This window comes from Micromonospora endophytica (assembly GCF_003236305.1).
GTDB lineage: Bacteria > Actinomycetota > Actinomycetes > Mycobacteriales > Micromonosporaceae > Micromonospora > Micromonospora endophytica.
Map to the genome: position 1 here is coordinate 1 of NZ_POTX01000202.1, position 11,091 is coordinate 11,091.

11 protein-coding genes are annotated in these 11,091 nt (G+C 71.4%); 8 read left to right on the forward strand and 3 right to left on the reverse strand.

Annotated elements, in window-relative coordinates:
* From C1I93_RS23315 to C1I93_RS23345, 7 genes are all read left to right on the forward strand, one after another.
* Positions 1-764: efflux RND transporter periplasmic adaptor subunit (locus C1I93_RS23315; RefSeq protein WP_146603562.1), on the forward strand; the 764-nt coding region annotated here is incomplete at its 5' end.
* A gap of 132 nt (positions 765-896) precedes the next feature.
* A complete protein-coding gene (locus tag C1I93_RS23320) occupies positions 897-1,589 on the forward strand; it encodes a response regulator transcription factor (RefSeq protein ID WP_111245432.1) in 693 nt (230 codons plus the stop codon).
* Positions 1,586-3,070, forward strand: a complete 1,485-nt coding sequence (locus C1I93_RS23325) for a sensor histidine kinase (RefSeq protein WP_420811778.1) — start codon at positions 1,586-1,588, stop codon at positions 3,068-3,070. Before C1I93_RS23320 ends, C1I93_RS23325 begins: the two co-directional genes overlap by 4 nt.
* A gap of 70 nt (positions 3,071-3,140) precedes the next feature.
* Entirely contained in the window at positions 3,141-4,355 is a 1,215-nt protein-coding gene (locus C1I93_RS23330) for an efflux RND transporter periplasmic adaptor subunit (RefSeq protein WP_111245433.1), read from the forward strand.
* The gene (locus C1I93_RS23335; protein ID WP_111245434.1) at positions 4,352-5,107 is read left to right on the forward strand and encodes an ABC transporter ATP-binding protein; all 756 of its coding nucleotides are present in this window, start codon (positions 4,352-4,354) and stop codon (positions 5,105-5,107) included. The genes C1I93_RS23330 and C1I93_RS23335 overlap by 4 nt, the downstream gene beginning before the upstream one ends.
* Entirely contained in the window at positions 5,104-6,315 is a 1,212-nt protein-coding gene (locus tag C1I93_RS23340; RefSeq protein ID WP_111245435.1) for an ABC transporter permease, read from the forward strand. Before C1I93_RS23335 ends, C1I93_RS23340 begins: the two co-directional genes overlap by 4 nt.
* A 15-nt stretch (positions 6,316-6,330) precedes the next feature.
* A complete protein-coding gene (locus C1I93_RS23345; RefSeq protein ID WP_223256586.1) occupies positions 6,331-6,900 on the forward strand; it encodes a hypothetical protein in 570 nt (189 codons plus the stop codon).
* A gap of 8 nt (positions 6,901-6,908) precedes the next feature.
* Here the strand turns inward: C1I93_RS23345 and C1I93_RS23350 are convergent, their stop codons facing one another.
* The 3 genes from C1I93_RS23350 to C1I93_RS23360 all read right to left on the reverse strand — a co-directional run bounded on the left by C1I93_RS23350 (position 6,909) and on the right by C1I93_RS23360 (position 9,809).
* On the reverse strand, positions 6,909-8,297 hold the full coding sequence (locus tag C1I93_RS23350) for an MFS transporter (RefSeq protein ID WP_111245436.1): 1,389 nt from the start codon (positions 8,295-8,297) through the stop codon (positions 6,909-6,911).
* A gap of 35 nt (positions 8,298-8,332) precedes the next feature.
* The gene (locus tag C1I93_RS23355; protein WP_111245437.1) at positions 8,333-8,986 is read right to left on the reverse strand and encodes an MOSC domain-containing protein; all 654 of its coding nucleotides are present in this window, start codon (positions 8,984-8,986) and stop codon (positions 8,333-8,335) included.
* A 283-nt stretch (positions 8,987-9,269) separates the two neighbouring features.
* Positions 9,270-9,809, reverse strand: coding sequence for a cation:proton antiporter (locus C1I93_RS23360; protein ID WP_111245438.1), 540 nt, complete (start codon positions 9,807-9,809; stop codon positions 9,270-9,272).
* A 103-nt stretch (positions 9,810-9,912) separates the two neighbouring features.
* Between C1I93_RS23360 and C1I93_RS23365 the strand changes: the two genes are divergently transcribed.
* Positions 9,913-11,091: GNAT family N-acetyltransferase (locus C1I93_RS23365; protein WP_258378333.1), on the forward strand; the 1,179-nt coding region annotated here is incomplete at its 3' end.

Here is an 11,091-nt window from a genome sequence, read left to right on the forward strand (position 1 = left end):
CCGAGGCATCGACCGCCAGCCCCACCCCGAGTGCGTCGACAAGCACGCCCACCGCCACCCCGAGCGCCTCGGCCGGCGCGACGCCACGCCAGTCGAGTTCGCCGGCCCCGGCTGAGGGTGACTGCACCAGCCGGAACGGGCAGTCCGGCAGCGATCCGGTGCTCCGCGCCCAGCAGCAGGTCAACAACGCGCAGGTCAGCCTGGCCGAGGCGGAGGCCGCTCTCGCCGGCACCAGGATCACCGCGCCGATCGCCGGCAAGATTCTCACGGTCACCAGCACGGTCGGCGCCCAGGTCAGCGGCGGCAGCACCGTCATCACCCTCGGTGATGTCGCAGGCATGGAGGTGTCGGCGAGTTTCCCCGAGGCGGACGCGGGGCGGCTGGTCACCGGCCTGCCCGCGACCATCACCTTGGCCGACCGTCCCGGCGAGGAGTTCGCCGCCACCGTCACCCAGGTCGATCCGGTGGGCACCGCCAGCGATCAGATGGTCACCTTCGGCGTGCTGATCAGCTTTGCCGAGGTGCCGGCCGACGTCCTGGTCGGGCAGAGCGCGAGTGTCCGGGTGATCGTCACGTCGGTGCCGGACGGGCTTCGGCTACCCGCCACGGCGGTGCACCCGGTCGATGAGTCGACCGGGACGGTGCTGCTGCGTACGGCCGGCGGCGACCAGACCCGGCAGGTGACCATCGGGTTGCGCGGCGACCAGCACACCGAGATCGTCTCCGGGCTCGCCGAGGGCGATGTGGTCATCGCCACCTGGTGACGGTCGCGTCGCAAAGGGTGGACACAGCTGATTCTGGGGGCATCTCCAGCCAGCCTCGCTGAGATACCGACCGACTGTCGAATCGAGGGGGCGGACGTGCGTCAACCAGCAGCAGAGTCAGTTGCCCGGCCGATGAGGATTCTCGTGGTGGACGACGAGTCCAACATTCGGGCCCTGCTCTCGGCCACGCTGCGTCTGGTCGACTTCGACGTACGCAGCGCCGAGGGCGGGCACGAGGCGTTGGCGGTCGCCGCCGAGTTCGAGCCGGATCTCGTCGTACTCGATGTGATGATGCCCGACCTCGACGGCTTCCAGGTGGCACAGCGGTTGCGGGCCATGCCCACCGGGCCGGCGGTGCCCGTGCTGTTCCTTACCGCCCGGGACACCGTCGAGGACCGGATCTCCGGGCTCACTGCCGGTGCCGACGACTACGTCACCAAGCCGTTCAGCCTGGAGGAGGTGGTGCTGCGGATCCGGGCGATCCTGCGCCGCAGCCGGGTCGAGCCGGCCGGCCCCACCCTGCGCTACGCCGATCTTGAGCTGAATGACGACGCCCACGAGGTGCAACGGGCTGGGCGGTTGATCGACCTTTCACCTACCGAGTTCAACCTGCTGCGCTACCTGATGGTCAACGCCGGTCGGGTGGTCAGCAAGGCGCAGATCCTGGACCGGGTGTGGAGTTACGACTTCGGCGGCGACGGCCGAATCGTCGAATCGTACGTCTACTACCTGCGGAAGAAGATCGATCGCTGGGATCCGCCGCTGATCCACACCGTACGCGGGGTGGGGTACGCGTTACGGCTGCCCCGGACGGCGGACGAATGATCCGGCGCAGGCGGGTGGTGCCGCGTCGGTGGCGGCACTGGACCCTGCGGTCCCGGCTGGTCGTGGTGGTCGCCGTACTCGCGGTGGTCGCGCTGCTGATCGCGAACGCCGCCGGCCTGGTGCTGCTCCGCAGTTATCTCGTCGATCGGGTGGACCGGCAGCTGACGCGGATGGTCCAGGCGGCGGTGAACCGGCCGCCGGTCGAGCCGGCAGCCGAATCGGCCCGGTCGGACCGGCCACCGCCCGGCACCGGCCCCGGTCAGATGGTGGTGACCTACCACCCGAACGGCACCGCCTCGACCATGGAACTCTTTCCCACCGACCTCTCGCCGCCCGCGCTCACCGACTACGCCGATCTGGTGCAGCGGGCCGGGACGCCGTTCACTGTCGATGCGCGCGACGGCGACAGCCGCTGGCGGATTCTGGTCGAGCCGGCCGACGACGGCGGGTTGGCGGTGGTCGGCTCGACGCTGCGGGACATCGACGCCACCGCCGACGGTCTGCTCCTCATCGACGGTGTGGTGATGACGCTTGTGGTGCTGGCACTGAGCCTGACCGCGGCGGTGGTGGTGCGGATCGGCCTGCGTCCGCTGACCGAGATGGAGACCATCTCCGCCGAGATCACCGCAGGTGACCTGTCCCGCCGGGTGGCGGACACCGATCCGCACACCGAACCGGGGCGGCTCGGTGCCGCGTTGAACACGATGCTCGACCGCATCGGCGCCGAGATGGCCGCCCGCAGCACCTCCGAGCAGCGCCTGCGCCAGTTCGTCGCGGACGCCTCACACGAGTTACGTACCCCGCTCACCTCCATTCGCGGTTTCGCGGAGCTGTACCGGCGTGGCGGCACGCCGCCTGGCCCGGTGCTGGACGAGGCGATGAGCCGGATCGAGCGCGAGGCGGCCCGGATGGGGCTGCTCGTCGACGATCTGCTGCTGCTGGCGCGGCTGGACGCCCAACGACCGATCCGGCGGCAGCCGGTGGACCTGCTGGCGATAGCCGCCGACACCATCCGGGACGCGTACGCCCGCATGCCGGACCGGCCGGTCCGGCTGGAGACGTACGGCAGCGACGACGCGGAGAGCTTCGACCCGGTGCAGGTGCAGGGCGACGAGCACCGGCTGCGGCAGGTCGCCACCAACCTGGTCGCGAACGCGTTGCTGCACACCCCGCCCGGCACCGACATCACGGTACGGGTGGGTCGGCTGGCCGACGCGGGCGAGAGTCAGCAGGCGGTACTCGAGGTGGCTGACAACGGGCCGGGGATCCCGGCCGAGCATGTGCCCCGCATCTTCGAACGGCTCTACCGGGTCGAGGCGAGCCGGACCCGCAGCAACGGGGTCGGCTCCGGGTTGGGGCTGGCGATCGTGGCGGCGATCGTGCAGCGGCACGGCGGCCGGGTGGAGGTGACCACCACGGTGGGACAGGGGTCAACCTTCCGGGTGCTGCTGCCCACCGGCAGCCCGCCCCAGCCGGGCTGAGCCTCGGTTCCCAGCGGGCTCCGAGGAAACACCGGGGCCACTTCGAGGCGTACGGTCCAGGCTGTTGCGCATGCCAGTGGGACGTCTGGCCCGGCTACGCCGCCCATCGCTGCTTGTCAACGCCGCACTCGGCGTACTGGTGCTCGGTGGTGGCGTCTGGGCCTACACAGTTTTCCGGGACGATTCGCCGGCCGGCGCGGACAGCGGCGCGGCGACCCGGACCGTCGAGGTCGCCCAGGGCACGGTGACTGCCACTGTTTCCTCCTCCGGCACCGTGCAGAGCGCCTCGACCGCCAGCGCCGAGTTCGGCACCTCCGGCACCGTCACCGAGATCCGGGTCAAGGTCGGTGATCTGGTCAAGAAGGGGCAGGTGCTGGCCGTGGTGGACGATGCGGCGGCGCAGCGCGCCCGCACCGCCGCCGAGGCCAACCTGACCGCGGCCCAGGCGGCCCTGGACCGCGCCGAGGCGGCCGGCGACGACACCACCGACGCCGACACCGAGGTGACAAGCGCCGAGCTGGCCGTCGAGGAGGCGGAGGAGGCGGTTGCGGGCACGGTGCTGAAGGCGCCGATGGCCGGTACGGTCGTGGCGGTCAACGGCAGCGTCGGCGCCTCCTCCGGGGGCGGTTCCAGCTCCGGCGGCTCCAGCGGATCCGGCTCCGGCTCGCAGGGCGGTGCCAGCTCCAGCGGTTCGTCGAGCAGTTCCTCGTCGGGCTTCATCGACATCGCGGACCTGACCGAGCTGGAGGTCTCCGCGTCCGTCGCCGAGGCCGACGCGACCAAACTGAAGGCCGGCCAGAGCGCGACCGTGACCTGGAACGCGCTCGCTGACGCCACCGCCACCGCCACCCTGACCTCCATCGACCCGAACGCGACAAGCAGCAACAACGTGGTGACCTACGGGGTGGTGTTCAGCCTGGACAGCCTGCCCGAGGGGGTGCGCTCCGGACAGACCGTGGAGGTGTCGGTCGAGGTCGGCCGGGCCGAGGACGTGACCTACGTGAACTCGGCGGCGCTGACCAGCGTCGGCAACCGGCACACAGTCACCGTGCTGGAGAACGGCCAGCAGGTGACCCGCGCGGTCGAGGTCGGCCTGACCGGAGACCAGGCGGTGGAGATCACCTCGGGTCTGACGGTCGGCGAGCAGGTCGTGATCAACACGTCGACCACCGGCGGCAGCGGCAGCCAGTCCGGCGGCGGCTTCCCCGGCGGTGGTGGACCGGGCGGGACGACCGGCGGCGGCTTCCCCGGTGGTGGCAGCGGCCCCGGAGGGGGGCGAGGATGACCGGCCCGCGTCCGGTGCTCGACGTACGGCGAGTGGCCAAGGTGTACGGCGAGGGTGAAGCGACGGTGCACGCGCTGCGCGGCGTTTCGCTCGTCGTCGAACGCGGCGACTATGTGGCGATCATGGGTTCGTCCGGCTCCGGTAAGTCGACCCTGATGAACATCGTGGGCTGTCTGGACGTGCCGAGCACCGGGACGTACCTGCTCGACGGGGTGGACGTCAGCCGGCTCAACGACCGGCAGCTCGCCCTGGTCCGTAACCGGCGGATCGGCTTCGTCTTCCAATCGTTCAACCTGATCCCCAGGACCAGCGCGGTGGCCAACGTCGAGCTGCCGTTGGCGTACGCCGGAGTGCAGGCGAAGCAGCGGCGACAGCGCGCGCTGGCCGCGTTGGAGCTGGTGGGGCTCGGCGGTCGGGCCAACCACGGGCCGAACCAGCTCTCCGGCGGCCAGCAACAGCGGGTGGCGGTGGCCCGGGCACTGGTCACCGAGCCGGCCCTGATCCTGGCCGATGAGCCGACCGGAAACCTGGACAGCAAGTCCACCACGGACATCCTGTCGGTCTTCGACGAGCTGAACGCGGCGGGTCGCACCATCGTGCTGATCACCCACGAGCCGGAGGTGGGCGCGCGGGCCCGCCGGCTGATCAAGCTCTTCGACGGGCAGATCTCCTCCGACGTACGGCAACGTCCGATCGGCGTCGCACCCGCCCTGGCCGACCAACCGACAATCCAGCTGGAGCGGCTACGGTGAGTTTCCTCGAGATCCTGCGGTTCGCCGTCCGTGGGGTGACCGCCAACAAACTCCGCTCGGCGCTGACCATGCTCGGTGTACTGATCGGCGTCGGCGCGGTGATCCTGCTGGTCGCGGTCGGCAACGGGTCGGCGCAGCAGATCGCCGACCGGATCGCCGCGCTGGGCACCAACACCCTCACCGTGCAGAGCACCTCGCGGGGCGGCAGCAGCAACACCGCGATCACCGTGCAGACCGCCGAGGCGTTGCAGGATCCGGTGCTGGCACCGGACGTCAAGTCGGTCTCGCCGGTGGTCAGCACCTCCGCCACCATCACCTATCAGGGCACCGACCACTCGGTGCAGCAGTTCGTCGGGACGTACCCGAGCTATTTCACCGCCTCGAACACCCCGGTCGGCACCGGAGCCGCCTTCACCGGAGACGATCTGGCTCAGGGCCGCCGGGTGGTGCTGATCGGCACGACAGTCGCCGAGGAACTCTTCGCCGGCACCGACCCGATCGGCCAGCAGGTCACCGTCAGCGGCGCGCTGTTCACAGTGGTAGGTGTGCTGGACGAGAAGAGTGCCACCTCCGGTTTCCAGGACGCCAACGACGTGGCGGTGGCCCCACTCACCGCCGTGCAGCAGGCCCTGACCGGGTACGGCGCGGTCAGCTCGGTCATCGTCGAGGCGGCCAGCACGGACAAGGTGGACGACGTGCAGGCACAGATCGCCACCATCCTCGACCAGCGCCTGAAGGTCTCCGCCACCAGCGGCGGCAACAGTTCTACGCCGTACCGGATCCAGAACGCCTCCCAGTTGCTGGAGACGCAGACCGAGACGGCGAACACCTTCACCGTGCTGCTCGGTGCGGTGGCCGGCATCAGTCTGCTGGTCGGCGGCATCGGCATCACCAACATCATGCTGGTGACGGTGACCGAACGAACGCGGGAAATCGGCATCCGCAAGGCGCTCGGCGCGCCGCGCCGGGCGATCCTGACCCAGTTCCTGGCCGAAGCGACAATGCTCAGCCTCATCGGTGGTGGCCTGGGCGTCGCGGCGGCCCTGATCGGCAGCCAGTTCAGCATCGTCGGCATCAAGCCGGTGATCGTGCCGAGTTCGATCGCACTCGCCCTGGGCGTCTCGGTGGCGATCGGCCTCTTCTTCGGCAGCGTCCCGGCCAGCCGCGCCGCCGGACTACGACCGATCGACGCCCTCCGCTACGAGTGACCTCGGGAAGACACGATGACAGACGTACGTGACGACGAACGCCATGTCGGTGGACACCGTGCCGGTGCCCCGGGCGGTGCCGACGACGACGGGCTGGCCGCCGAACTGGCCGCCCAGGCGGGTCGGCGCTGGTGGAACACGTGGACCATCTACCTCGGCGCGCTGGTGCTGGTGCTGGGCGGGTTCGCCGGCGGGATCCTGGCGGAACGCTCGTACGGCACGTCGACGGCCGGGAACCTGGCGAGTGGCCGGAGTGGGCAGAGCGTCGGCGGTGCCACCGGCGGCCGGCAGCAGGGCGGCGGCATGCCCAGCGGCATGCCCAGCGGCATGCCTGATGGCAGCCAACGCAGCGCCAGCAGCACGTCCGCCACCACCGGCACGGTGAAACTGGTGGATGGCACGACCCTGTACGTGGAGACGGCAGACGGCACGGTGGTCACCATCCGGACCACCGACGACACCGCCGTACGGATCGGGAAGGAGGCGGCGTTGAAGGACCTGAAAGCCGGCGACCCGGTGACCGTGCAGGGCTCCGACTCCGCAGGCGCGGTAACCGCCAGCACCATCACCTCGAACCCCCGGTAGCGCGGTTCTCAGGCGGCAGGTGACGACCGGCCGGGCATGAGCGCGATAGTGGCGACGATACCGAGGCCGGCTGCCACGGCGCCGACCAACTGCACGGTGCCGAACGCCGCGCCCGCACCGAGCATGGTGAGGAACACCGCCACGGAGATGGCGCCGCCCACGTGGGTGGTGGACTCGAACAGCGCGGACGCGGTGCCGCGGTCCTCGGGGGTGGCGTTGCCGATGCCCTCCCGGGTCAGCGCCACGTAGATGGGACCGGCGCTGAGTCCCCAGGCGAACAGCAGGGCGACGACGACGGGCAGGGGGCTGCCGCTGACCAGCGCCACCGCGGTGAGGGTGGTGGCGCAGAGCACGAGCGCCACCGCCACCACGGTACGTGGGCCGTACCGGCGGATAAGCGTCCCCGCCGGCACACTGCTGACCAGCGCGGCGAGCAGCACCGGGGCGAGCACCAGCCCGGTCTGCGCGGCCGACAGCCGGTGCACCTGCTGGAGGTAGAGGCTGCCCACCACGACGACCGCCGCGTACGACGCCGAGTGTGCCGCGAACGCCAGGCAGCTCGCCATCAGCGACCGCGACCGCAGCAGGGCAGGCTTGAGCAGCGGGTGGCGTATCCGGCGTTCCAGGGGGACGAGGATGGCCAGCAGGAACAGACCGGCGGCGAGAACGGCCACGGCCGACGGGGTCGGCCCCTGCTCGGAGCTGCGGGTCGCGCCGTAGATCAGGGCGAGCAGCCCGCCGGTGGCCAGCACCGCACCGGCGACGTCAAGTGACCTTTCGCCGACCGGTGGTGGATCCGGCGGCAGCAGCCGCGCGCTGGCCAGTGCCGCCACCGCCGCCACCGGAACGACGGCGAGAAAGATCCAGCGCCAACCCCAGTAGGAGGTGATCAGGCCACCGCAGACGGCACCGGCGAGCCCGGCGGTGTTGCCGGCGCCGGCGATCACGGCGAAGACCCGGCTGCGCCAGGGTTCGTCGGGAAAGAGGGCGGCGGCGGAGGCCAGGGCGGCGGGGATGGCGAAGGCGGCGCCGAGGCCCTGGAGCACCCGGCCGACGAGCAGCGGAAGCAATGTCGCGGCGACACCGGCGACGATCAGGCCGACCGTGTTGACGATCAGGCTGGCGACGATCAGCCGGCGCCGCCCCCACAGGTCACAGACCCGCCCACCGAGCAGCAGGAACCCGCCGATGCTCAGCGAGTACAGGGTGATCACCCATTGCAGCCGGTCGGGTGCGACGTCGAACTCCGTCGCGATCTGCGGCAGGGCGGTGGCCACCGCGAGGCTGTCGAAGAGCACCAGGAACATGACGCTGGCCAGGACCACCGCCACCGGCCAGCGGCGGTGGGCCGGTCGCGGTGGCGCCGCGGGTGCGGGCGCAGTGAGTGCTGGTTCCATCGATCCTCCGTCCCACCTGACGGAGTACCCCGTCGCTACCCGCTAACGCGCCGACGGATCCTTTCCCGGTCCACCTCGGGCAGCGCGTCGGCGACCAGCAGCCGCGGCAGCAGCTCCGGTTCGAGAGTCATCGCACGGAAGGCGAGCTCGATGGTCACCTCGTGGTCGGGCCGGCGCACGACCTCGATCGGGTCGCCGGCGCGGACCTGGCCTGGCTCGATCACCCGCAGGTACGCGCCGGGCACGGCGGCCAGGGTGAACCGTTTGATCCAACCGCTCTCCCGCAGCCAGCCCTGGAACGTGCCGCACGGGAGCCGCGGGCAGGAGACCTCCAGCACCAGATCCGACCCCACCCGCCAACGGTCACCGATCAGGGCCCGGTTGACCTCGACGCCGACGGTGGTCAGGTTCTCCCCGAAGGAACCGCTGTCGAGGGTGCGGTCCAACTCGGCCGCCCAGCGGTCGAGATCCTCCCGGGCGTAGGCGTACACCGCCTGGTCGGTGCCGCCGTGGTGGGCCACGTCGTAGACGCGGTCACCGGCCAGGCCGACCTCGCCGGTGCCCTTGGGGCCGGGCGCGGTCACGGCCACCGGCCCCTCGACCGGCTGCTTGTCGATGCCTGTCAACCCGGTGCCGGGCTTCCACGGATTGGGGCGCGGTCGGCCCACATTGACGGAGAGCACACGCATGACCCGACGGTACGGGGACAGGCGTGCGCAGGCCACCCACGGGGTAGCCCCTCGGCCGTGACCGACCCCATGGGCCCGGCCGCCCGGGAGATCCTCAGCTAGGCGGCAGAGCCGATCTTGGGCGGGGTCGCGGATGAACCGGCGGCGGCCGGGTATGTAGGCCCGTCCTGGTGGAGTGACGACCTTCCGGTCGCGGTGCCGCGACCGGCTCCGCCGGGCGGCGGTCGGCGTGTGGCCGACCCCGCCCGGCGGACTCAGACGGTCAGCCGGTCAGGCGACGGACTCAGGTCGTCAGCCAGCTCCAGGCGTCCAGAACCCACTGGGTCTGTTGCAGGTAGGCGATGCCCAGGCCGGTGAGGAAGATCGCAGTCACCAGGTGGGCGCCCCGGGCGCTGCGCCGGATCCGGCCCAACTGCCGTTCCAGCACCACCCGGCCGAGCAGTCTGGCCAGCGCGAAGAGTCCGGCCGCCACGAGCAGACTCAAAATGAAGATCAGGAACTGCCCGGCCAGGTCACCGCCGGCCGAGATCGCCCAGATGCCCCAGCACACGAAGGCGAACAACGCCCCCGCCATGCTCCACTCGCCGCCCCGCTTCAACTGCGCCACGTGCCAGCTCAGCGGCCGACGCGGCGCGGGCTCACCCGGCCAACCGGTGCCGGTCGGCTCGTGTTCCACGGTCGGGAACGGCTCCGTGGGCGGCGTCCGGGGCCCGACCGAGGCCACGCCGCGTCGGAACGGATCGCGCTGCGGCGGTACCGCGGCGTCCGGCTGCGGCGGCACCTCAACGGTCCGCTCCGCCCATGGCTGCGTCTGCTCGGGCATCTCGACTCCTCCCCCTGTGCCGGCGGCGACCACCGGCACTTCGAGGGTAGCCAGCCGGCAAATGGGTCGCCGTCACCGCACCTATCCGTTAGACACGACCGGTGTGACAACCTCTTCGCTGCCCATCGAGACCGCCCGTGCCGAGGACTTCGACGAGCTGGGGCGGTTCCTCAACCTGCTGTTCCATCACGGTCTGGAACCCGAGGCCCACGAGACCGAACGTGCCATCTTCGAACCGGAGCGGTCCCTTGTCGTACGCGACGGCACGGAGCTGGTGGCCACCGCCACGGCCTTCACCCGGGAGCTGACGGTGCCCGGCGCCGGGATGCCAGCGGCGCACGTCAGCATGGTCGGGGTCGCGCCCACCCATCGCCGCCGGGGCCTGCTCACCGCGCTGATGCGCCGCCAGCTGCGCGACATCCACGACGCCGGCCGGGAGCCGGTGGCGGTGCTCTGGGCCAGTGAGGGACAGATCTACCCCCGCTTCGGTTACGGCCTGGCGTCCGAGCGACTCGTCCTGCGCGGGGAGACGACCGAGCTGCGGTTGCCCGCCCCGAGCGCCGACGAGGGCCGGCTCCGCCTGGACCGACCGGCCGACCGCCAGCCCGACCTGGCCCGGGTGTACGACCGCGCCCGCACCGACCGCCCCGGCTGGTCCGCCCGGGACGACAGGTGGTGGCGGTACGTGCTCGTCGACCCCGAGTCGCAGCGCGGCGGCGCCACCGAACGACGGGTGGTGCTGCACGAAGGCCCCGATGGCGTCGACGGGTACGGGCTGTTTCGCACCAAGGGCGAGTGGGACAGCGGCGGCCCGAAGTCCGTCACCACCGTCGACGAGGTGGTCGCGAGCAACCCGGTGGCGTACCGGGCGATCTGGCGGATGCTGCTCTCGATCGACCTGACCCGGCAGCTCTCCTGCCAGCGGGTGGCACCGGACGAGCCGCTGCTGCGCCTGGTGAACGAACCGCGCCAGCTCCGGGCCCAGCTGGTCGACGCCCTCTGGGTACGCGTGGTGAACGTGCCGGCCGCGCTGGCCGCCCGACGCTACGCCACCGACATCGACGTGGTCATCGAGGTGACCGACGACCTGCTCCCGGAGAACACCGGCCGGTGGCGGCTGCTCGGCGGACCGAAGACCGCCACCTGCACCCCGGCCACCGGCCCGGCCGATCTGGCCTGCGACGTACGCTGCCTCGGCGAGCTGTTCCTCGGCGGCGCCAGCCTCACCGCCCTGGCCGACGCCGGCCGCGTACGCGAGCTACATCCCGGCACCCTGACCCCC

Coding starts and splice junctions, on each gene's coding strand:
- C1I93_RS23320 (WP_111245432.1), top strand. CDS start 897: ATGAGGATTCTCGTGGTGGACGACGAGTCCAACATTCGGGCCCTGCTC.
- C1I93_RS23325 (WP_420811778.1), top strand. CDS start 1,586: ATGATCCGGCGCAGGCGGGTGGTGCCGCGTCGGTGGCGGCACTGGACC.
- C1I93_RS23330 (WP_111245433.1), top strand. CDS start 3,141: ATGCCAGTGGGACGTCTGGCCCGGCTACGCCGCCCATCGCTGCTTGTC.
- C1I93_RS23335 (WP_111245434.1), top strand. CDS start 4,352: ATGACCGGCCCGCGTCCGGTGCTCGACGTACGGCGAGTGGCCAAGGTG.
- C1I93_RS23345 (WP_223256586.1), top strand. CDS start 6,331: ATGACAGACGTACGTGACGACGAACGCCATGTCGGTGGACACCGTGCC.
- C1I93_RS23350 (WP_111245436.1), bottom strand. CDS start 8,297: ATGGAACCAGCACTCACTGCGCCCGCACCCGCGGCGCCACCGCGACCG.
- C1I93_RS23355 (WP_111245437.1), bottom strand. CDS start 8,986: ATGCGTGTGCTCTCCGTCAATGTGGGCCGACCGCGCCCCAATCCGTGG.
- C1I93_RS23360 (WP_111245438.1), bottom strand. CDS start 9,809: ATGCCCGAGCAGACGCAGCCATGGGCGGAGCGGACCGTTGAGGTGCCG.